19 protein-coding genes are annotated in these 20,958 nt (G+C 61.1%); 12 read left to right on the top strand and 7 right to left on the bottom strand.

The features are described 5' to 3' along the window. Window positions 1–31: 31 nt before the first annotated feature. Complete coding sequence (locus tag BOP96_RS04000) at window positions 32–778, bottom strand: RsiV family protein (protein WP_014716648.1); 747 nt, start codon at window positions 776–778, stop codon at window positions 32–34. A gap of 193 nt (window positions 779–971) precedes the next feature. On the opposite strand from BOP96_RS04000, the gene BOP96_RS03995 reads away from it, so the two are divergent. The 8 genes from BOP96_RS03995 (at window position 972) to BOP96_RS03960 (ending at window position 9,894) form a co-directional block, all read left to right on the top strand. Then, window positions 972–1,589, top strand: a complete 618-nt coding sequence (locus BOP96_RS03995; protein WP_073451895.1) for an NUDIX domain-containing protein — start codon at window positions 972–974, stop codon at window positions 1,587–1,589. Beyond that, window positions 1,580–2,029: a DUF1249 domain-containing protein gene (locus BOP96_RS03990; protein ID WP_003188022.1), complete on the top strand. Its 450-nt coding sequence runs from the start codon at window positions 1,580–1,582 to the stop codon at window positions 2,027–2,029. The genes BOP96_RS03995 and BOP96_RS03990 overlap by 10 nt, the downstream gene beginning before the upstream one ends. A gap of 97 nt (window positions 2,030–2,126) precedes the next feature. Continuing rightward, a complete protein-coding gene (gene cpdA, locus BOP96_RS03985) occupies window positions 2,127–2,939 on the top strand; it encodes a 3',5'-cyclic-AMP phosphodiesterase (protein ID WP_020301638.1) in 813 nt (270 codons plus the stop codon). Between the two features lie 178 nt (window positions 2,940–3,117). Further along, window positions 3,118–3,726, top strand: a complete 609-nt coding sequence (locus BOP96_RS03980; protein WP_014716651.1) for a YqiA/YcfP family alpha/beta fold hydrolase — start codon at window positions 3,118–3,120, stop codon at window positions 3,724–3,726. A gap of 46 nt (window positions 3,727–3,772) precedes the next feature. After that, window positions 3,773–5,677 (top strand): DNA topoisomerase IV subunit B, encoded by a 1,905-nt coding sequence (parE, locus tag BOP96_RS03975; RefSeq protein WP_003188026.1) that lies wholly within the window; start codon window positions 3,773–3,775, stop codon window positions 5,675–5,677. Then, on the top strand, window positions 5,677–6,672 hold the full coding sequence (locus BOP96_RS03970; protein WP_014716652.1) for an esterase-like activity of phytase family protein: 996 nt from the start codon (window positions 5,677–5,679) through the stop codon (window positions 6,670–6,672). The genes parE and BOP96_RS03970 overlap by 1 nt, the downstream gene beginning before the upstream one ends. A gap of 70 nt (window positions 6,673–6,742) precedes the next feature. Then, a complete protein-coding gene (gene parC, locus BOP96_RS03965; RefSeq protein WP_020301636.1) occupies window positions 6,743–9,007 on the top strand; it encodes a DNA topoisomerase IV subunit A in 2,265 nt (754 codons plus the stop codon). A gap of 173 nt (window positions 9,008–9,180) precedes the next feature. Next, window positions 9,181–9,894, top strand: coding sequence for a PqiC family protein (locus tag BOP96_RS03960; protein WP_032873461.1), 714 nt, complete (start codon window positions 9,181–9,183; stop codon window positions 9,892–9,894). Between the two features lie 202 nt (window positions 9,895–10,096). Here BOP96_RS03960 and BOP96_RS03955 read toward each other — a convergent pair whose 3' ends face one another. Further along, on the bottom strand, window positions 10,097–11,629 hold the full coding sequence (locus BOP96_RS03955) for a HAMP domain-containing protein (RefSeq protein WP_014716655.1): 1,533 nt from the start codon (window positions 11,627–11,629) through the stop codon (window positions 10,097–10,099). 133 nt (window positions 11,630–11,762) lie between these two features. Here BOP96_RS03955 and serB point away from each other — a divergent pair, with 133 nt between their 5' ends. Beyond that, a complete protein-coding gene (gene serB / locus BOP96_RS03950; RefSeq protein WP_003188034.1) occupies window positions 11,763–12,977 on the top strand; it encodes a phosphoserine phosphatase SerB in 1,215 nt (404 codons plus the stop codon). A gap of 134 nt (window positions 12,978–13,111) precedes the next feature. Here the strand turns inward: serB and asd are convergent, their stop codons facing one another. From asd to BOP96_RS03935, 3 genes are read right to left on the bottom strand one after another with little or no spacing between them, the layout of a single operon-like run. Further along, window positions 13,112–13,972: an archaetidylserine decarboxylase gene (gene asd, locus BOP96_RS03945; RefSeq protein ID WP_073451893.1), complete on the bottom strand. Its 861-nt coding sequence runs from the start codon at window positions 13,970–13,972 to the stop codon at window positions 13,112–13,114. Between the two features lie 15 nt (window positions 13,973–13,987). Further along, the gene (locus tag BOP96_RS03940) at window positions 13,988–14,803 is read right to left on the bottom strand and encodes a rhodanese-like domain-containing protein (RefSeq protein WP_014716657.1); all 816 of its coding nucleotides are present in this window, start codon (window positions 14,801–14,803) and stop codon (window positions 13,988–13,990) included. Between the two features lie 57 nt (window positions 14,804–14,860). Continuing rightward, a complete protein-coding gene (locus BOP96_RS03935) occupies window positions 14,861–16,396 on the bottom strand; it encodes an HDOD domain-containing protein (protein ID WP_014716658.1) in 1,536 nt (511 codons plus the stop codon). Window positions 16,397–16,562: 166 nt separating this feature from the next. Between BOP96_RS03935 and motA the strand changes: the two genes are divergently transcribed. Both motA and motB read left to right on the top strand, forming a co-directional pair. Next, complete coding sequence (motA, locus tag BOP96_RS03930; protein WP_003188041.1) at window positions 16,563–17,414, top strand: flagellar motor stator protein MotA; 852 nt, start codon at window positions 16,563–16,565, stop codon at window positions 17,412–17,414. Between the two features lie 3 nt (window positions 17,415–17,417). Next, on the top strand, window positions 17,418–18,437 hold the full coding sequence (motB, locus tag BOP96_RS03925; protein ID WP_014716660.1) for a flagellar motor protein MotB: 1,020 nt from the start codon (window positions 17,418–17,420) through the stop codon (window positions 18,435–18,437). A 5-nt stretch (window positions 18,438–18,442) separates the two neighbouring features. On the opposite strand, the gene BOP96_RS03920 is transcribed toward motB, so the two are convergent. Then, on the bottom strand, window positions 18,443–18,817 hold the full coding sequence (locus BOP96_RS03920; protein WP_233086252.1) for a type II toxin-antitoxin system PemK/MazF family toxin: 375 nt from the start codon (window positions 18,815–18,817) through the stop codon (window positions 18,443–18,445). Window positions 18,818–19,178: 361 nt separating this feature from the next. After that, on the bottom strand, window positions 19,179–20,210 hold the full coding sequence (gene rsgA / locus BOP96_RS03915; RefSeq protein ID WP_003188044.1) for a small ribosomal subunit biogenesis GTPase RsgA: 1,032 nt from the start codon (window positions 20,208–20,210) through the stop codon (window positions 19,179–19,181). 108 nt (window positions 20,211–20,318) lie between these two features. Between rsgA and orn the strand changes: the two genes are divergently transcribed. Beyond that, window positions 20,319–20,861 (top strand): oligoribonuclease, encoded by a 543-nt coding sequence (gene orn, locus BOP96_RS03910; protein ID WP_003171343.1) that lies wholly within the window; start codon window positions 20,319–20,321, stop codon window positions 20,859–20,861. Window positions 20,862–20,958: the final 97 nt, after the last annotated feature.

The following is a 20,958-nucleotide window of genomic DNA, read 5'->3' as shown; positions in this document are numbered from 1 at the left end:
AACACCCACTCTCCCCTGCAATAACAACCGATCAGCGGCGTGCCGGCATCAGCTCAGGCTTGATCACGCCGGTGAGGCGCGTATAGGGCAGGGTGATTTCGATCAGCCCCTGTGCGTAAGGGGCGATGGTGCTGACGTTGTACTTGAGCACCACGCCGCCGCTGGTCAGGGCCACGTTCGGGGTTTTCTGAAACGGCCAGCTCTTCACGAACTCCGGATCGCGATCCATCTTGGTGCTGATCAACCAGCTGTTGTGGGCAACTTTAGCGGTATTCCAGAACGCCTGCTCCTGGCCGGGCAGCAGCATGTCGGCCAGGGTCAGTTCCTTATGCAGAATCCGTGAATAGTTGATAAACCCGCGGCCTGGCTCGCCGTGGGCGACGCCGGTGTCCAGGTAGCTGGACACTTCAACGATCACCAGTCCGTCATGCTGGTCACGTACCTTGGCTTGCAAGTACATGCCGTGGCGGTCAGGCGACTCACGCAGGAAGGTGTTCCGGTAGGCGTTCAGGCTCGCCGGTACGCTGGCGCCAGGCGTGGTGCGGGTCATTTGCAGCAAACGCTGTTCCACCAGGCTGTCGAGTTGTGGCTCGGTGGGGAAATGCACGGTGTCGATGTTCACCAGCGGGCAGGCCGGGCTATCACAGCCGGGCTTGATCTGCTCCGATTTGTCGGTAGTAACGTCCAGCGGCTTGAGATAGGCAGGTTGGAACAGGCTCTGGCAAGCACCCAGGGTCAAGGCAATACAGGCCACGGAGGCGATTTTTAAAAGCGACATGTGTGTCCTTCGTAAATCGATGGAAAGCGAAAAGAGTAGCGCTTGGACTGCCAACGTGGCCGCCAGTTCGCCACTAAACTGATTGCAGTGAGTTTGACGCTCGCCGCCTCTCCCGGCAACCGCAAAGGGGCTGCATCAACGGGCGTCGGCGCGTTAGGATGGCGCCCATTGCACGAGCTTAACGAGGGACACCATGACGGACATCGCGAAGTCGACGCCGAACAAAATCGAGATTGTTCAGCGTGACAATGCCTATAAAGGCTTCTACAAGCTCGATCGCCTGCAACTGCGCCACGAAAAATTCGACGGCGGCATGAGCCGGGTGATCAACCGCGAGGTGTTCGTGCGTCATGACGCCGTATGCGTGCTGCCCTATGACCCGCTGCGCGATGAGGTGGTGCTGATCGAACAGTTCCGCGTCGGCGCCATGGGCCGCGCCGATAACCCCTGGCTGGTGGAGATGGTCGCCGGCCTGATTGACAAGGATGAGCAACCCGAGGAGGTTGCACACCGCGAGGCCGAGGAGGAAGCTGGGCTGACATTCTCCGCGCTGTGGCCGATCACCAAGTATTTCCCATCGCCGGGCGGCAGTACCGAATTTGTCCACCTGTACCTGGGCCGTTGCGACAGCTCGGGCGCGGGTGGCGTCCATGGATTGGAAGAAGAAGCAGAAGATATCCGCGTCACCGTCTGGGCCTTCGAAGATGCCTTGCAGGCAGTGCGCGATGGCAAGATTTCCAACGCAGCCAGCATTATCGCCCTGCAATGGCTTGCGCTTAATCGCGCGGAAGTGAGGGGGTTATGGCAGTAAAGGCACGGGAACGTTATCGAGTAGACCTGATCGGGCTGCAAGCGGCCTGCGAGGCCAACTATGCGCGGCTGATGCGCCTGCTCCCGGACATGCGCCACGCCCCCCAGGCGCGGCGCATTGCTGTCACCCATGGCGACCAGATGCTCGGCGTGCTGACCCTGGAAGTCATTCTCACCTGTCCGTACACCACCACCCTGCGGGTGCGCCAGGAACACAGCCTGCCGTGGTTGCCGGTGCCGCAACTGGAAGTACAGGTCTACCACGACGCCCGTATGGCCGAAGTGATCAGCGCCGAGCACGCACGACGCTTTCGCAGCATCTATCCTTACCCGAATGTGTTCATGCACCAGCCCGATGAGAAAGCACAGCTCAATGTGTTCCTCGGTGAATGGCTCAGCCACTGCCTGGCCTTGGGCCATGAGTTTGAAGTGGTGCGGTAGAGGTGAACTGCGTCTGCTTCCTTGGGTTTCCTCTTTGTGTCCTGCCCCAGCATAATCGCGCCAAATGTCCATTCCTGTAGTTGCCAGGGAGAGCGCCTTGCCGAGCGTATCCGCCGTGAATCCTGATGCCGTGTTGCTGGTGCAGTTGTCCGACAGCCATCTGTTTGCCGACGCTGACGCCACGCTGCTGGGCATGAACACCCGTGAAAGCCTGCAGCGGGTGGTCGAGCTGGTGCGTGCGCAACAGCCGGCCATCGACCTGATACTGGCGACCGGCGACTTGTCCCAGGACGGCACGCTGGCGTCCTATCAACAGTTTCGCGATTTGACCGCTCCCCTTGGCGCCCCGGCGCGCTGGATTCCCGGCAACCACGACGAACCGCAGGTCATGGCCCAGGCTGCCATGCACAGTGATTTGCTCGAACCGGTGGTGGATATTGGCAACTGGCGTATCACCCTGCTGGATTCGGCGGTACCCGGGTCGGTGCCGGGTTACTTGCAAGACGAGCAACTGCAACGGCTGGCGCAGGCCTTGAGCGAAGCGCCGGACCGCCATCACCTGGTGTGTTTCCACCATCATCCGGTGCCCATCGGCTGTGCATGGATGGAGCCGATTGGCCTGCGCAACCCCGAGGCGCTGTTTGCCGTGCTTGAGCGCTTCCCGCAGACCAAGGCATTGCTTTGGGGCCATGTGCATCAGGAAATCGACGGCAACCGCAACGGTGTGCGACTGCTGGCTTCGCCGTCCACCTGTATCCAGTTTGCGCCGGGAAGTGAGGATTTCCAGGTCAGCGAGCAAGCGCCGGGGTATCGATGGTTGCGCTTGCATGGCGACGGACGGTTGGAAACGGGGGTGGAGCGGGTCAAAGGCTTCGCTTTTACGGTCGATTACGGCAGCAACGGCTATTAAGGCCTGCAAACACTGATCAAAAGGTGGGAGCTGGCTTGCCTGCGATGACGGTGTACCTGGCGCTGGCTCGTTGACTCAATCGCCGCCATCGCAGGCAAGCCAGCTCCCACATTGGGTCCGCTTCTGCCTGCATTCCCTGTAAACTGCGCCTCTTTGGCCCCAGCACGGAGAGCCCGGCATGTCCGCTTCGATCCTGTATATCCACGGCTTCAACAGTGCGCCGGCTTCCAACAAGGCCAGCCAGTTGACCACCGTGATGGGCACCCTCGGCCTGTCCGACCAGTTACGCGTACCGGCGCTGCATCACCACCCTCGTCAGGCAATTCTTCAATTGGAGCAAGCGATTGCGCAACTGGGCCGGCCACTGCTGGTCGGCAGCTCACTCGGCGGCTACTATGCAACCCATCTTGCCGAACGCCATGGTCTCAAGGCGTTGCTGGTCAACCCGGCGGTCAGTCCCCATCGGATGTTCGACGGTTACCTGGGCACCCAGAAGAACCTCTACACCGATGAGACCTGGGAGTTGACACAGGACCACGTCACGGCCTTGGCCGAGCTGGAAGTACCGGCGCCCCAGGATGCCGCGCGTTATCAGGTGTGGTTGCAGACCGGGGACGAAACCCTGGATTATCGCCTGGCCCAACAGTATTACCGGGCCTGCGCCTTGCGCATCCAGGCCGGTGGCGACCATGGTTACCAGGGGTTCGCCCAGCAATTGCCGGCACTGTTGTGCTTTGCCGGCATTGGCGCAGATCAGTTTCAATCCTTCGATTTTTCGTCACTGTAGAAAATCGCAGGTCACTTTTTAATCGAACGACTCACGACGAGACCCCATGGCCACTCCCAGCGCTAGCTCTTATAACGCCGACGCCATCGAAGTCCTCTCGGGCCTCGACCCGGTGCGCAAACGCCCCGGCATGTACACCGACACCAGTCGGCCGAACCACCTTGCCCAGGAAGTCATCGACAACAGCGTCGACGAAGCCTTGGCCGGGCACGCCAAGTCGGTGCAAGTCATCCTTCACGCCGACCATTCCCTGGAAGTGTCCGACGACGGTCGTGGCATGCCGGTGGACATTCACCCCGAAGAGGGTGTGCCGGGCGTCGAGCTGATCCTTACCAAGCTGCATGCCGGCGGCAAGTTCTCCAACAAGAACTACCAGTTCTCCGGCGGTTTGCACGGCGTGGGTATTTCCGTGGTCAACGCGCTGTCGACCCTGGTGCGGGTCAAGGTCAAGCGCGATGGCAACGAGTACCAGATGACTTTCGCCGATGGCTACAAAGCCACCGACCTGGAAGTGATCGGCACCGTGGGCAAGCGCAACACCGGCACCAGCGTGTACTTTGCGCCGGACCCCAAGTATTTCGATTCGCCCAAATTCTCCATCAGCCGCCTCAAGCACGTGCTCAAGGCCAAGGCTGTGTTGTGCCCGGGGCTGCTGGTCAGCTTTGAAGACAAAGGTACCGGCGAGAAGGTCGAGTGGCACTACGAAGACGGCCTGCGCTCTTACCTGGAAGACTCGGTCAGCGACTTCGAACGCCTGCCCAACGAGCCGTTCTGCGGCAGCCTGTCGGGTAATAAAGAAGCGGTGGACTGGGCGCTGCTGTGGTTGCCCGAAGGTGGCGACAGCGTGCAGGAAAGCTACGTCAACCTGATCCCCACGGCCCAGGGCGGCACCCACGTCAACGGTTTGCGCCAAGGCTTGCTGGATGCCATGCGTGAGTTCTGCGAATACCGCAGCCTGTTGCCGCGCGGCGTCAAACTGGCGCCGGAAGACGTGTGGGAGCGCATCGCGTTCGTGCTGTCGATGAAGATGCAGGAACCGCAATTCTCCGGGCAGACCAAGGAGCGCCTGTCGTCCCGCGAGGCAGCGGCGTTTGTCTCTGGCGTGGTCAAGGACGCCTTCAGCCTGTGGCTCAACGAGCATCCGGAACTGGGCCTGGCCCTGGCGGAGCTGGCGATCAACAACGCCGGCCGGCGCTTGAAGGCGAGCAAAAAGGTCGAGCGCAAGCGCATCACCCAGGGCCCGGCACTGCCGGGCAAACTGGCCGATTGCGCCGGGCAAGACCCGATGCGTTCCGAGCTGTTCCTGGTGGAAGGTGACTCCGCCGGCGGTTCCGCCAAGCAAGCGCGGGACAAGGAGTTCCAGGCGATCCTGCCGTTGCGCGGCAAGATCCTCAACACCTGGGAAGTCGATGGCAGCGAAGTGCTCGCCAGCCAGGAAGTGCATAACATCGCGGTCGCCATCGGCGTCGATCCGGGCGCGGCAGACATGAGCCAGTTGCGCTACGGCAAGATCTGCATCCTCGCCGACGCCGACTCTGACGGCCTGCACATTGCTACCTTGCTGTGCGCGTTGTTCGTCCAGCATTTCCGCCCGTTGGTGGATGCCGGTCACGTCTACGTCGCCATGCCGCCGCTGTACCGCATCGACCTGGGCAAGGAAATTTTCTACGCCCTGGACGAAGCCGAGCGCGATGGCATCCTTGACCGCCTGGTGGCCGAGAAGAAACGCGGCAAGCCACAGGTCACGCGATTCAAGGGCCTGGGTGAAATGAACCCGCCGCAACTGCGCGAAACCACCATGGACCCGAACACCCGGCGCCTGGTGCAGTTGACCCTGGAAGACTTCGCCGCCACCTCGGAAATGATGGACATGCTGCTGGCGAAGAAACGCGCCGGCGACCGCAAGACCTGGCTTGAATCCAAAGGCAACCTGGCCGAGGTTCTGGGCTGATGCGCACAGGCTTCGCCCTGGCGATCCTGATGTTGAGCGGGATGGCGGTCACCCAGGTGGCCGCAGCCAGCGTGGCAGAGCTCAAGCTGGTCTCGGAACACCCGGTTGACGGCATGCGCGGTGGGAACCTGTCGGGCCTGGCGTTGTGTGGCAACGAGCTGTGGACGGTTTCGGACCGCGATGACGACCAGATCTACCGCCTGGATACCCGTGCGCCGACCTGGAGCGCGCAAGCGCTGACGATCGACGTGCCGCCCGTGCCCGAGTCCGGCCTGCCTTGGGGCTTGCGTTCGCGCACCAAGGCCGCTTCGTTCATACGTGGTGGTGACCTGGACTTTGAAGGCATCAGTTGTGATGCCGCAGGCAACCGCTACATTGTCAGCGAAGCCCATGCCGCGGTGTTGCAGGTACCCGCAACGGGCGCACCCGAGTGGTTGAAAATCGCGCCGGGCATGGTGCGTGAAGCCAGGGCCAGTGGCATGTTGCTGCACTTTAATGCCTTGTTCGAAGGCCTGGCGGTAAACCCTGAAGGCAATCAGATCTGGCTGGCTGCCGAGCGCGAACGCCGTGGCCTGGTCTCGATCAAGCGTGGGCAGAGCGTATGGGATTGCGATGGCCGTTGTGTATTGTTGAGCGAGGCCGGCCAGGAAGTGCAACCGGCGCAGTTCCCCAACGCCAAGGCCGTGTCCAAGGACTTTGCTGACCTGTCGCTGTTCAACGGCAAGCTGTTTACCCTGGAGCGCAATGCGTTTCAGATCTGCCGGCGCGACCCGCTCACGGCCAAGGTTGAGCTGTGCTGGTCGTTTGCCGACGAAGCCCTGACGCCGCAGCGACGTTACCCGCAGTCGTATGGCCTGGCTGAAGCCCTGTTGGTGGATGCCGACGGTGCCTGGGTCGGGATCGACAACAATTTCGGCCCGCGTGCCGATGGTGAAAAACGTCCGATGGTCTATCGTTTTGCCGCTCCGGATGGCGGCTGGAGTGCCCAGCCATGAGTCGAGATTTTTTTGAATTGAATCAGCGCAGCGGCAGTTCCGCTGCGCCTTACCCCATGATGAGGCCCGCATGAGTGACATCCTCGCAGACAGCTTAGATGGCGTAGAACGCCGGTCGCTGGCTGAATTCACCGAAAATGCCTACCTCAACTACTCCATGTACGTGATCATGGACCGTGCCTTGCCGCATATCGGCGACGGCCTGAAGCCCGTGCAACGGCGCATCATCTACGCCATGAGTGAGTTGGGCCTGGACGCCGATTCCAAGCACAAGAAATCGGCGCGTACCGTCGGTGACGTGCTGGGTAAATTCCACCCCCACGGTGATTCGGCGTGCTATGAAGCCATGGTGCTGATGGCCCAGCCGTTCAGCTACCGCTATACCCTGGTGGACGGGCAGGGTAACTGGGGTGCACCGGATGACCCCAAATCCTTCGCCGCCATGCGTTACACCGAGGCGCGGCTGTCGCGTTATTCCGAAGTGCTGCTCAGCGAGCTGGGCCAGGGCACTGCCGACTGGGGGCCGAACTTTGACGGCACCCTCGACGAACCCCTGGTGTTGCCGGCGCGTTTGCCGAATATCCTGCTCAACGGCACCACCGGTATTGCGGTCGGCATGGCCACCGACGTGCCGCCGCACAACCTGCGCGAAGTCGCCACTGCCTGCGTGCGCTTGCTGGATGAGCCCAAAGCTACGGTCGAGCAGCTCTGCGAGCATATCCAGGGCCCGGATTACCCGACCGAAGCAGAAATCATCACGCCGCGCGCGGACCTGCTGAAGATGTACGAAACGGGCAAGGGCTCGGTGCGTATGCGCGCGGTGTACCACATCGAGGACGGCGACATTATTGTGACCGCGCTGCCGCACCAGGTATCGGGTGCCAAGGTGCTGGAGCAGATCGCCGCGTTGATGCAGGCCAAGCCGTCGAAATTGCCACAAGTGGCCGACCTGCGTGACGAGTCCGACCATGAGAACCCATGCCGCATCGTGATCATCCCGACCAACAGCCGGGTGGATCATGAAGTGCTGATGCAGCACTTGTTTGCCAGCACCGACCTGGAGTCCAGCTACCGGGTCAACGTCAACATCATCGGCCTGGACGGCAAGCCGCAGTTGAAGAACCTGCGCAACCTGCTGGTTGAGTGGCTAGAGTTCCGCGTACAAACCGTGCGCCGCCGCCTGCAATTCCGCCTCGACAAGGTTGAGCGCCGCTTGCACCTGTTGGACGGCTTGCTGATCGCCTACCTCAATTTGGATGAAGTGATCCATATCATCCGTACCGCCGAGCATCCGAAGGCCGAGCTGATCGCGCGTTTCGAGCTGAGCGAAATCCAGGCGGACTACATCCTCGACACCCGCTTGCGCCAGTTGGCACGCCTGGAAGAAATGAAGCTGCGCGACGAGCAGGATGCCCTGCTCAAGGAACAAGCCAAGCTGCAAGCCCTGCTGGGCAGCGAAGCCAAGCTCAAGAAGCTGGTGCGCAGCGAACTGATCAAAGACGCCGAAACCTATGGCGATGACCGTCGCTCGCCTATCGTCGAGCGCGCTGAAGCCAAGGCGCTGACCGAAACCGAGCTGTTGCCCAACGAGAAAATTACCGTCGTTCTGTCGGAAAAGGGTTGGGTTCGCTCCGCCAAAGGGCATGATATTGACGCCACCGGCCTTTCGTACAAAGCCGGTGATGGCTTCAAGACCGCTGCCGCCGGGCGTTCCAATCAATTCGCGGTGTTTATCGACTCGACCGGGCGCAGTTATTCGGTGCCGGCCCACACCCTGCCGTCTGCACGGGGGCAGGGCGAGCCGTTGACCGGGCGCCTCACGCCGCCACCGGGGGCGAATTTCGAGTGCGTGCTGTTGCCGGACGATGATTCGCTGTATGTCATCGCCTCCGACGCCGGTTACGGTTTCGTGGTCAAGGGTGAAGACCTGCAGGCCAAGAACAAGGCGGGCAAGGCGCTGTTGAGCCTGCCGAACAATGCCAAGGTGATCCTGCCAAGGCCGGTGGAGGATCGGGAGAGTAACTGGCTGGCGTCGGTGACCACCGAAGGGCGCTTGCTGGTGTTCAAGATCAGCGACTTGCCGCAGCTGGGCAAGGGTAAAGGCAACAAGATCATCGGGATTCCCGGTGACCGGGTGGCCAGTCGCGAGGAGTATGTGACTGACATCGCCGTGGTCCCGGAAGGTTCTACCCTGGTGCTCCAGGCCGGCAAGCGCACGTTGTCATTGCGCCCTGACGACCTTGAACACTACAAGGGTGAGCGTGGCCGGCGAGGTAACAAACTGCCACGAGGCTTCCAGCGAGTGGATGCCTTGCTGGTCGAAACGCCGGTTTAAGCGGTACTAGAGGCCTCGATCTACGATTTAACGCGTAGATCGATGCTTTCGCGCTGGAGTCATGGCGCATATTCACGGATGATATGGCCTTTCCAGCGCCGGCGTGGCCGAGCGTGTTCAGGTTATTTTTAGTATTACATTGTGGTTCGCCTTGTGGCAGCCACTTGGATGGGATGATGACTGCTCCACGCCTTCCTCTATTTTTGATGCTCGCTGGCCTTTTGGGGTTGGCGGGTTGCAGCACACATCAACCGGTGTCGCTGTACCAGCTGGACAGCGGAAGTCCGGCTCAGCCAGCCCAAACCGCTGGCATGGCCGTATTGCTGGGGCCGGTAGTGGTTGCCGATTACCTGCAACGCGAAACCCTGCTTCAACGTCAGAACGACGGCAGCCTGCAAGGTTCCACAGATGGTCGTTGGGCCGGTAGCCTGTCGTCGGATATCAACCAGTTGATGTTGCGTCAGGTCGCCGGCCAGCTGGACAGCCAGCGTGTGGTCCTGGCACCGGGACCCTCCGGGTTCACCCCGGATGTACAGGTGTTGCTGACCATTACGCGGCTGGATTCCGGCAAGTCGCAACCGGCGATCCTGGATGCACAGTGGCGCCTGATCGACCGTCGCGGGCAGGTGCGGGACAACCGCATTGTGCATCTGCAGGAAGAGCACGCCGGCACCACTGCGTCCCAGGTCCAGGCCCAGGGTGTGCTGTTGCAGCACTTGGCACAGCAGTTGTCGGTGGCGCTCAAACCATTGGCCAACCAGCCGCCGATTGCCGAAGCGCAACCGCGTAAGCAGGCCCCCGCCCAGGCCAAGCCTGCGGCCCCGGAAAAACCGAAGATGCCGATGGCCACGCCGATTCGTACGGACTTGGAAGTGTTCAGATTCTGATCTGAATGGGGCACAAACAAAAGGCCCGCTGAATAAGCGGGCCTTTTTGTTGGGCTGCGATTTAAGCTGCACCACAACCCAAATGGGGGGTGGGCTTGTGTGTGAGCGGGCTTGCTCGAGAATCAGGTGTGTCAGGGGCGCATCAGCTGACTGACACGCCGCCCAACATAAGCCCACTCCACAGTAGGTATAACGCTATGCCTCAGGGCTTACGGGTCTCATGCATCCGCGCCAACTGACGCTCCAGCATCGACGGATACGGCTCCATCAACCGCTCCACACAACTGGCCCCTTCAGGGCTGGCAATCGGGCGGATACGTGCGCGTTGGCGGATCAGCGTGTCCTCACTGATCTTGCGCTCCACCAGCAGCAGGTTACGGCTGTGCTGGGACAAGGCCAGGGCATCCTGGGCGATTTCGGTCAGCAGCAGGTCGATCTGGCTGATGCCAAACAGGTCGTCACCCACGGTTAGACCCAGCTGCAGTTGCAGGGTAATGCCGCTGTCGGCTACTTCGATCTGCAGGGCATGGCCCAGGGCGCGCAACAGCTCGCCGCAGCAGATGGCATTGGTCAGGTAGTCCTCGCCGCTGTCTTCGCTGTGGAACAGCATCAGCGTGCTGCCATCGTTCAGGGTGTGCAGTTCGCTCTGGTAGAGCGAAGCGGCCTGGTCGAGGCAGTCACGGTAGCGTTCGAGCAGTTCGGTCAGGCGGGCGCGGGGCAGGCGGCGCAGTTGCTCCTGGGCACCCAGTTGCACGGCGAGTACAGCACTGTGCTGTGGCTCGGCGTTCTTGACCGCAACCGGTTTGGGCGCAGCGACTGGGGCGGCTGCCGAGGTGTCGCGCAGGTCGGCGAACGGGTCTTCGTCGTCCAGCTCGTCTTCCTCAGCCTTGATCACATGGCGCGGCGCAGGCTTGAGGCCGGCCACCGGGGCGCTTTCGTCGAAGCCTGGGTCGCGCAGGTCGCGCACTTCAAACTCAGGCTCGTCGTTGTAGTCCTCGGTGTCGTCGTACTCAGGCTCAGGTTCGACTTCAGGCGCTTTCGGCTCCGGGGCAAAGCTGGTGTGGAGCTGGCGCGCGAGGTCGCCGATTTCGTCCTGGCGATCGGTGGCCGGGGTGTGTTCGTCGATATCCCGCAGCCAGATGCGCAGTTGCATCAACGGCGTGGAGATATGCCGACCAAGGCGCAGGCTCAAGGCCAGGGCCAAGGCCAGCAGGATCGCGCTCAGGATGCCCATGCTTTGCAGGCTGATGGTCATCGGCTGCTGGAACTGTTGCATATCAAGGCTGATACGCAGTTGGCCGGCCTTCACGTCCTGGAACGTGATATTGCTCTGATACAGGCCCTCGGCCTCACCGAGCAGGCCGTTTTTCGGGCGCTGCCCGGCCTCGGCCATGATCCGGTTGTCCACGCTATAGATGGCGGCGTGGGCCACCAGCGGGTTCTTGGTCAGGTTGTTGAGCAATACGTTGAGGCTGAGGATGTCGTTGGACACCAGCAACTCAGTCGCCGAAGTGGCAGTCTGGGTTGTCAGGCTCGCGCCCAGGGCGTCAGCTTGCTCGTGCATGGCCTGCTTGAACTGCAAACCCATCACGCAGGCGTAGATCACCAGGGCCAGAGCGACCAGGATCACGTTATGGCTGGCGATGCGCAATGCAATCGGTACACGGCGATGGCGCAGTGCCCGGAAGATCAGCAGGAAGAAGTTATCGGTTTTTACTGGCGTGGGCCGGTTCACTTGCGCTCGGCTCTTGGTCCGTGAAGTTGACGCGCAGTATAGCGACAGGCCCCTGGCCGGCAAAGCGCTGCCTGTGCCCGATGGTCACTGAAAGTGGGTAGAATGCGGTTTTTTTCCAGCCTGGGGGTGCGCTTTGCGCGAAATTGTCCTGATCAACATCACGGGTGAAGACCGACCGGGTCTCACCGCAGCCATTACCGGCGTCCTGGCCCAGGGTGGTGTGAACATTCTCGACATCGGCCAGGCAGTGATCCACGACACCTTGTCGTTCGGCATCCTGGTGGAGATCCCCAGCACCGAGCAGGCCTCCTCGGTACTCAAGGACATCCTGTTTACGGCGTATAAGCTCGATCAACAGGTACGTTTCACCCCGGTGTCCGAAGCTGACTACCAGCACTGGGTCGAAGGCCAGGGTAAAAAACGCCATATCGTCACCCTGTTGACCCGCAAGGTAACGGCTGAGCAGCTGCAGCGCGTCAGTTCGATCACCGCGCAATACGGATTGAATATCGACCATATTGACCGTCTGTCGGGTCGCATGCCATTGGACACCCCGGCTGACAAAGGCAAGGGCTGCATCGAGTTCTCCGTGCGCGGTGAACCGGCTGACGCGCAAGCGCTGCGCGCCGACTTCCTGAGCGTGGCCCAGGAACTGAATGTCGATATCGCCTTCCAGGAAGACTCCCTGTTCCGTCGCAACCGCCGCTTGGCGGTGTTCGACATGGACTCCACCTTGATCGAAGCCGAAGTCATCGATGAGCTGGCCAAGGCGGCCGGTGTGGGCGAGCAAGTTTCTGAGATTACCGAGCGCGCGATGGCCGGCGAGCTGGATTTTCGTGCCAGCTTCAAGGAGCGTCTTGCGCTGCTCAAGGGCCTGGACGTGGGCGTGTTGGACTCGATCGGCGCGTCGCTGCGCCTGACTGAAGGCGCCGAAACCCTGTTCGCCGAACTCAAGCGACTGGGCTACAAGACCGCCATCCTGTCCGGCGGCTTCACGTACTTCGCCAAGCAGTTGCAGGCCAAGCTGGGCATTGACTATGTATTCGCCAACGAGCTGGAAGTGGTGGATGGCAAAGTGACTGGCGTCGCGGTGGAGCCGATTGTTGACGCCCAGCGCAAGGCCGACCTGCTCAAGGAATTGGCCCATAAGGAAGGCTTGCGCCTGGAGCAGACCATTGCGGTCGGCGACGGCGCCAATGACTTGCCGATGCTGGCGATTGCCGGGTTGGGCGTGGCCTTTCGCGCCAAACCGTTGGTCAAGCAGTCAGCCAAGCAGGCGATTTCGACCTTGGGGTTGGATGGCGTGTTGTATCTGCTGGGCTTGCGTGACCGCGACGGTCAACTATAAGCCGATCTCACTGTCACTGATCGTTCCCACGCTCCGCGTGGGAACGCCTCCAGTGACGCTCTGCGTCACGCTTTGGGCGCAGAGCGCCTCGGGCTGCATTCCCACGCGGAGCGTGGGAACGATCAACTGCAATATCAGGCTTTAGCTGCGGCGATACCCTGGCCCATCTGCACCGGCGTACCCGCTGCCAGTTCTTCAGCCCACTTCACCTGGTCCGGCCCGAACAGCACGATGGCAGTGGAGCCCAGTTTGAAACGACCCAGTTCCGCACCCTTGTCCAGATGAATCGGCGCGCGGGCCGCTTCGTCGTAGCGGAAGGTTTTCAGCTCGCGTTTCGGCGGCGTTACCAAACCGGCCCACACGGTTTCAATCGACGCAACGATCATCGCACCTACCAACACCACGGCCATCGGGCCGCGTTCGGTGTCGAACAAGCAGACAACGCGCTCGTTACGGGCGAACAGTTCCGGCACGTTTTCGGCGGTGGTCTGGTTGACCGAGAAAATCCGCCCTGGCACATACACCATCTCGAGCAGGGTACCGGCCAGTGGCATGTGCACCCGGTGGTAGTCCTTGGGCGACAGGTAAATTGTCGCGAACTCGCCGCCCATGAACGGCGCAGCCATTGCGGCATCGCCACCGAGCAGTTCCAGCACGCTGAAGCTGTGGCCCTTGGCCTGGAAGATACGGCCATGTTCGATCGGGCCTAGCTGGCTGACCGCGCCATCGGCAGGACTCAACACTGCACCTGGGGTTGGATCCAACGGGCGGGCGCCGTCTTTCAGCGCGCGGGTGAAGAAGGCGTTGAAGTGCTCATAGGCGCTCAGGTCTTCCACCAGGGCCTGGGACATGTCCACCTGGTAGCGCTTGGCGAACCAGGCAGTGAAGGCGTTCTTGAACCAGCGCACGCGGCACTCGGCGATGCAACCAGCCAGGCGCGACAGCAAGTGGTGCGGCAGCAAGTACTGGCTGAGGATAAACAACTGCTTTTTCATAACTGTCCTTAAACCTTAAATCTCAACGGGGGTGTCGGGGTGATTGCCCCATTCGCCCCAGGAACCGGCATAACCTTTGACTCGCGGATAACCGAGCGCCTTGGCCACCAGGTAGGTGAAGCCAGAGCGGTGGTGAGTCTGGCAGTGGGTGATGATTTCTTTGTCTTTGGTCAGCCCGAGGTCTTCGAGGATTTGCGGCATGTCACGGCGGATACGCAGGTTGCGCGCCTTGTCCATGCCGGCAGTCCATTCGAAGTTCACCGCGCCGGGAATGTGGCCGCCCTTGGCTGCGAGCACTTTCTCGCCGGAATACTCCAGCGGGCCACGAGCGTCCCAGATCCCCAGGTCGGCCGCGCCGAGACGGCTTTGCAGGTATTCACGGGTGGCGGTAGGGCCGTCGTGCAGCGTAAGGCTGACCGGGCCGCCGGCTGCTGGGGGCACATCGGTGGAAAGCGGGTGCCCTTCCTCCAGCCAAGCCAGCAGGCCGCCGTCGAGGTAGTGATACTTCTGGTGGCCGATCACGTCGAGCATCCAGATAAAACGCCCGGCCCAACCGCCGCCTTCGTCGTCGTAGACCACATAGGTGGCGTCCGGGGTGTGGCCCAGTTCGCCGAACAGTTTTTCCAGGTCGGCCTTGCTTGGTAGCAGGCCGGGTGCCGGTGGCTGTCCCAGTTGGGTGCGCTTGGGGTCAACGAAATGCGCGCCGGGGATATGCCCTTCGGCGTAGCGGGCGACACTGGTGAGGTCTACCAGTATCAAGTGCTTGGAATCGAGGCGACCCAACAGGTCGGCGGATTCGATCACCAGCGGCAAGCCAGAGAAGTCAGGCATGTGAGGTCTCCTGGGCACAAATGTTGGCGATAAAGGCCGGTGATTGTAGCGCAAGCATCAGGCGCTGCGGTTGGTAAAGCTGTGCAGGGCTTTCTCGATGCATTGGGCGGTTTTGCCGAACGCCTGCACGGTGGTTTCCGAGAACGGCCCGCCGCCCTGGTCCGCCACGATCAGCATGACCACACGGCCGTTGCAGCTCAGTGAGCGCAGTAGCAGATGCTCGCCAATAAACAGACGACGCAGGATCGGTGGCAGCAATGCGGAAAACTGCGCATGGTTGTCGGGGTTCAGGCGTACCTGGGCGGACTTTTCCAGCAGGCGTTGCAGCAGTGTGCTGTTCACCACATCCAGGCTCAGGTGAGCCGCGTCCTTGGGCAGGCCGTCGGCCTGGTGTACACGCAAGGTGCTCAAGGCGCGATCTGCCATGAATATCAGTACCCGCTGCATGCCACTGGCGACCAAGGCTTCCTTGGCGCAAGTGGTCAGGTGCATGGCGTTGGCAAAGCGGCTCGGCTCCACCAGCAACTCGGTGCAGCGCGTGCGCCACACGGCCAAGGCTTCGGCCGTGGGCGGTGGTGCAGGCAGCAAGCCGCGATGGACTTTCTGCACATGCCACGGCCAGATCAGCGATAGCGCCGGGTGCCAGAGGTCGGGCATCAAGGTGGTACGCGCGCTGGTCACCGCTTGCTGGTGGGCTTGCTGTTGCACATCGCTCAATGGCGTTTGCAGGTACAGCGCCGTCAGGTATTGCCAGCGCTCTGTGTGCGGGCAGGTCCAGGATTCCTGGGCCGACATCGCCAAGCCATTGGCCAGCAACACGGTATTGGCCGGCTGGTTCAGCCAGCGTCGCAGGTTGGGCTCGGCATCGAGCAATTGCTGGTGGCGCAGGGCATCGTCTTGACGGGCAATGTGCAGCGCCTTGACCAGCAGGCGTTGCTCGGCCAACAGCAACTTGTAGCCCTGTGAAACCCAGATCGGCAGGTGCCAGGCTTCGGTCAGGCCCAGGCACAGGTCGAGCAAGCGCACGCCGAACAGCTGTTGCTCGACCTGGCGTGCCGATTGGCCTTTATGGATCACCCGCAACTCCCACTCTTCCAAAAGCTTGGGGTAGGCGACGGCCATCGGCCACAGTGGCGACAAAAACAGCAGGCTGCCCCAGTGGATGTCCTGCCACAACCGCGCCAGGCGACTGCCGAACAAACCGTTAGCTTGCTGGGATGCGTGCTGGCTGATCAGCAACAGTTGACGCAAGGCCACGGGGATTTCCCGGGCGGGTACCGAAGGCAGGCGCGCCAACAGCTCTTCGGCACGTTTGAGGCCAAGACGGTTAAGTGCGACTTCAAGGTTTTCCGCAGGTTCGGCCAGGCTGCCGTGGGCTTGGCTGTTGGCTTCGCGCATCACACTCAGCACCAGGGCCGGACTGTTTTGCATTAACTCAGCAATATCTCGCAATGAACTGCGGCTATCGCGAATAGCTTTGCACACGCGTTCGTGGCTGGCCTGGGGCACGGGCAGCAGCACGTCGTCCAGGCACTTGATCCAAGCGGCGAGGGTATTGGGGCGGTTTGTTGGGGTTGTCGTTTCAATTGCCATGATTGGGGCGCGATCATCACTTGCGTTCAACACGCCCGGAACGGGCCGAATTGGCTTTTCGCCTTAACGGGCTATAGTCTGGCGCAGTTTTGCCGATAAGTAGAACAAGAGTTTTCTGCTGCACCCAATATGTCCATGAACCCGACGGCGCAAGTACCCCTCTCCTATGGCTAAAATTATCGGCATCATTGTCGTCATCGCAAGTGTGCTCGGAGGGTACGTCCTCTCCCACGGTAAAATCGCCGCACTGATCCAGCCTTTCGAAGTGCTGATTATCGGCGGTGCCGCGTTCGGCGCATTTTTGCAGGCCAACCCAGGCTATATGACCATGCACGTGGTCAAGAAGTCCCTGGGCATGTTCAGCTCGCGCTTCTCCCACACGTTTTATCTGGAAGTGCTGGGGCTGATCTACGAGATCCTCAACAAAAGCCGCCGCGAAGGCATGATGGCGATCGAAGGCGATATCGAAGACGCCGCGGCCAGCCCGATTTTTGCCAAGTACCCGGCCGTGCTCAAAGACGAGCGCATGACCGCGTATATCTGTGATTACCTGCGCATCATGTCCTCCGGCAACATGGCGCCCCACGAGCTGGAAGGCCTGTTCGACATGGAGTTGTTCAGCCTCAAGGAAGAGCTGGAGCATCCTTCCCACGCCGTGACCGGCATCGCCGACGGCATGCCCGGTTTCGGTATTGTCGCAGCGGTACTGGGTATCGTGGTGACCATGGCGTCCCTGGGCGAAGGCGATCAGGCGGCCATCGGCATGCACGTAGGTGCGGCGCTGGTGGGGACCTTCTTCGGTATTCTCGCCGCCTATGGTTTCTTCGGCCCGCTCGCCACCTCCCTGGCCCACGATGCCAAGGAAGAAATCAACCTCTACGAAGCGATCAAGGCGTGCCTGGTGGCATCGGCCTCGGGCATGCCGCCGTCGCTGGCTGTGGAGTTCGGGCGCAAGGTGCTGTACCCGAAACATCGCCCAAGCTTCTCCGAGCTGGAACAAGCGGTTCGCGGTCGCTAAGCCATGGAAAACAACCAGCCGATCATCATCAAGCGCGTCAAGCGCTTCGCTGCGGGGCACCATGGCGGCGCCTGGAAAATCGCCTTCGCCGACTTTGCCACGGCGATGATGGCGTTCTTCCTGGTGTTGTGGCTGATGTCCACCGCTACGCCAGAACAGAAAATCGCCATCGCCGGCTACTTCAAGGACCCGATTGGCTTTTCGGAAAGCGGTACGCCGTTTGTCATTGACCTGGGCGGCTCGCCGGAACTGGCGCCCGAGCGCACCATCAACCCGGAAGTGCAAACTGAATCGCCTCAGGAAAAAATCCCGATCGAGCGCGACACTGTCGAATCCATGGCCGAGCAGGTCGAACAGGAGCGACTGGAACTGTTGCTGCAGGAATTGCAGAACAAGGTTGAAGAAAACCCACAGTTGCTGAAGTTCAAGGACCAGATTTCCTTCGAGATCACCCCCGAGGGGCTGCGCATCCAGATTACCGATGCCGCCAACCGGCCGATGTTCGACTCGGGCAGTGCGCGCTTGAAGCCGTACTTTGAAGACATCCTGCTGGCCATGGCTGACACCATCAAGGCGGTGCCCAACAAGATCAGCATCAGCGGGCACACCGACGCCAAACCCTACGCGGGCCAGGGTGATTTCGGCAACTGGGAACTCTCGGCCAACCGCGCCAATGCTGCCCGGCGTGCGCTAGTGGCCGGCAGCTACCCGGACCCGCAAGTGGCTCGGGTGGTGGGTTTTGCCTCCTCGCAGCTGTTTGATCCCAAAGACCCGTACAACCCGGTCAACCGCCGTATCGACATCGTGGTGCTGACCAAAAAAGCCCAGCGTGCGATTGAAGGCGATCAACCACCGCTACCGGCACCGACCCAGGGCGACGGTGCGCCAGGCGAAGTGCCGGCCGACCCGAACGCGCTGCCTCCGGAGCAGGAACCGCTGCCAGCCCATGAGCTGCGCCAGAAGCTGAACCTGTTTGATGACGGGGGCGTCAAGGATCCTACGGCGCCTGCACCGGGGTCATAGTTGATCTAAGCGCTGGAAACGTAAACGCCCCGATCATTCGGGGCGTTTTCATGTGTGTTCAAAGTGGGAGGTACGCTTTGACACCACTGACTACGCCTCGCATGTCGTCGGCGCACAGGCGTGGGACGAAGTACTCTCGACCTTTTGGAGCGAGTCTTTCTATGCAACTTGTCGAGGCGCTCAAAGCTGACGGTATAAATCATGTCGCACTTCACCCATAGCTCTTTATAGCCATCGGACTGAAGTGGATTGGTGCGTAGCAAATGGTGCCAGTCGTATTGGGTCGCTGGTGCAGTAGAGGAGATTGGCACCACGGTGCAGAGCTTGCGACTGTGGGTCGCGGTAGGAGATATCACTACGACTTTGCGGATCTTCAGCATTTCCGGAGCGACAAAGCCTCGGGTGAAGTCACACAGCAAAACGTCGCCTTGTTTGGGGTGATAGTAGAGAGCCAAATGTTAATTCCCCACAAAAAGCAAAGCCGCCCGAAGGCGGCTTCATTCGACACGCAGCGGAGCTTGCTTCGCCCCTTCTGCGCCGCTGGATCAACTCCGAAAAGGATCCAGACTCCTGCCAGCTTTCGCTGGTGACGGAGCAATTATGAGCATCAGGAAATCCGAATACAAGCTGGCATGTGCGTATCAGCCACCCAGTTGACTCGAATTCTTGATGCCTGCTCCTGTTAAATCAATGGGCTAGGGCTTTCAGCCCGCTGGTTTATGTGTATCAAGAAATTGACCGTCAATAGCTGCTCTCAGGCAAGCTCGCAATAATCGACCGATAGCTGTTCATCCGCTGCTGCTGCACGCGCCCATCTTCCAGTGCCTTGAGCAACGCACAACCCGGCTCGCGGTCGTGTTTGCAGTCGCGGAAGCGGCAGGTGCCGATCAGGTCGTTGAACTCGATGAAGCCCGCTTCCACATCGCTGCGGCTGACGTGGCCCAAGCCGAATTCACGGATACCCGGTGAGTCGATCAACTCGCCGCCGCCCGGGAAGTGGAACAACCGCGCGGTGGTGGTGGTGTGGGTGCCCTGGCCGGACAGTTCCGACAGCGGGCCCACGCGGGTTTCGACTTCAGGCAACAGGCTGTTGACCAGCGACGACTTGCCCACGCCTGACTGGCCGACGAACACGCTGATCCGCCCGTCCAACTGCTGTTGCAGCTGTTCCATGCCGTTGCCGTGGTGAGCCGACACTTCCAGCACCGGGTAGCCCAGGGTGCGGTAGACCGCCAGCAACGCATTGAGCGCCGGGGCGTTCTGCTCGTCGATCAGGTCGAATTTGTTCAGCAGCAGCAACGGGCGGATGCCAGCATGCTCGGCCGCGACCAAGTAGCGGTCGATCAGGTTGGCATGGGGCTCGGGCAGTGGCGCGAACACGATCACGATCATGTCAACGTTGGCCGCCACCGGCTTGAGCTGCCCACGGCTGTCGGGGCGGCGCAGCTCGGTACTGCGCGGCAACTGGGCGACGATGACGCCGATGCCCTGGTTGCCGGCACGCCACACCACCTTGTCGCCGGTGACCAGCGCGGGCAGGTTGGCGCGCAAGTGGCAACGGAACACCTGGCCCGCGAGTTCGCCTTCGAGCGCCTCGACTTCGACCTGCACACCAAAGTGCGCGATCACCAAGCCGGTTTGTTCGGGCCCCAGGTCGCCGCCCTCGAGCGCTTCCACGGCGGAGGATTCACGTTTGGCGGCGCGGGCGGCGCGTTCACCTTGAATCTTTTCGATGCGCCAGTTTTGGCGACGGTTGAGCTGGCGTTTGGCCATTGGTGTTCCGTGTCGATAATGCAAAAGTTGGGTAAAACGGTCGCGAGTCTAGCACGCCCCCGCCTGCTAAACTGCCCGGCTACGCCAAGGTGCCAAGAGAATCAAGCCATGCAAAACCCACAGAACCTGATTTGGATCGATCTGGAAATGACCGGTCTGAACCCCGACACCGACGTCATCATCGAGATGGCGACCATTGTCACCGACAGCAACCTCAACACCTTGGCCGAAGGCCCGGTGATCGCCATCCACCACAGCGACGCCGTACTCGCCACCATGGACGAGTGGAACACCCGCACCCACGGTAACTCCGGGCTGACCCAGCGCGTGCGCGACAGCCGCATCAGCATGGCCGAAGCCGAGGCCGAAACCATTGCCTTCCTGGAAAAATGGGTGCCCAAGGGCAAATCGCCGATCTGCGGCAACAGCATCTGCCAGGACCGTCGCTTCCTTTATACGCACATGAAGGGGCTGGAAAGTTACTTCCACTACCGCAACCTGGACGTGTCGACCTTGAAGGAACTGGCTGCGCGTTGGGCGCCGGAAGTCAAAGACAGCTTCCATAAAGGCAGCACGCACCTGGCGCTGGATGATATTCGCGAGTCGATTGCCGAGTTGCAGCATTACCGCAAGCATTTCATCAAGGCTTGATTCTGCGGCGCCAGTGAGTGCGCTATCGCAGGCAAGCCAGCTCCCACATTTGACTGCATTCGCAAATTCAAAGTGTGGGAGCTGGCTTGCCTGCGAT

The organism is Pseudomonas sp. FSL W5-0203 (assembly GCF_001896155.1).
Lineage (GTDB): Bacteria > Pseudomonadota > Gammaproteobacteria > Pseudomonadales > Pseudomonadaceae > Aquipseudomonas > Aquipseudomonas paracarnis.
Note: the sequence above shows the minus strand (reverse complement) of the source record. Positions and strands in the feature narration are given on the sequence as shown.

Excerpts from the sequence above, each read along its gene's own strand:
- motB (WP_014716660.1), top strand. The coding sequence starts at position 17,418 with ATGGAAAACAACCAGCCGATCATCATCAAGCGCGTCAAGCGCTTCGCT.
- orn (WP_003171343.1), top strand. The coding sequence starts at position 20,319 with ATGCAAAACCCACAGAACCTGATTTGGATCGATCTGGAAATGACCGGT.
- BOP96_RS03980 (WP_014716651.1), top strand. The coding sequence starts at position 3,118 with ATGTCCGCTTCGATCCTGTATATCCACGGCTTCAACAGTGCGCCGGCT.
- BOP96_RS03990 (WP_003188022.1), top strand. The coding sequence starts at position 1,580 with ATGGCAGTAAAGGCACGGGAACGTTATCGAGTAGACCTGATCGGGCTG.
- BOP96_RS03970 (WP_014716652.1), top strand. The coding sequence starts at position 5,677 with ATGCGCACAGGCTTCGCCCTGGCGATCCTGATGTTGAGCGGGATGGCG.
- parC (WP_020301636.1), top strand. The coding sequence starts at position 6,743 with ATGAGTGACATCCTCGCAGACAGCTTAGATGGCGTAGAACGCCGGTCG.
- BOP96_RS03940 (WP_014716657.1), bottom strand. The coding sequence starts at position 14,803 with ATGCCTGACTTCTCTGGCTTGCCGCTGGTGATCGAATCCGCCGACCTG.
- motA (WP_003188041.1), top strand. The coding sequence starts at position 16,563 with ATGGCTAAAATTATCGGCATCATTGTCGTCATCGCAAGTGTGCTCGGA.
- rsgA (WP_003188044.1), bottom strand. The coding sequence starts at position 20,210 with ATGGCCAAACGCCAGCTCAACCGTCGCCAAAACTGGCGCATCGAAAAG.
- BOP96_RS04000 (WP_014716648.1), bottom strand. The coding sequence starts at position 778 with ATGTCGCTTTTAAAAATCGCCTCCGTGGCCTGTATTGCCTTGACCCTG.
- BOP96_RS03960 (WP_032873461.1), top strand. The coding sequence starts at position 9,181 with ATGATGACTGCTCCACGCCTTCCTCTATTTTTGATGCTCGCTGGCCTT.
- BOP96_RS03995 (WP_073451895.1), top strand. The coding sequence starts at position 972 with ATGACGGACATCGCGAAGTCGACGCCGAACAAAATCGAGATTGTTCAG.
- BOP96_RS03920 (WP_233086252.1), bottom strand. The coding sequence starts at position 18,817 with ATGCTGAAGATCCGCAAAGTCGTAGTGATATCTCCTACCGCGACCCAC.
- BOP96_RS03935 (WP_014716658.1), bottom strand. The coding sequence starts at position 16,396 with ATGGCAATTGAAACGACAACCCCAACAAACCGCCCCAATACCCTCGCC.
- parE (WP_003188026.1), top strand. The coding sequence starts at position 3,773 with ATGGCCACTCCCAGCGCTAGCTCTTATAACGCCGACGCCATCGAAGTC.
- asd (WP_073451893.1), bottom strand. The coding sequence starts at position 13,972 with ATGAAAAAGCAGTTGTTTATCCTCAGCCAGTACTTGCTGCCGCACCAC.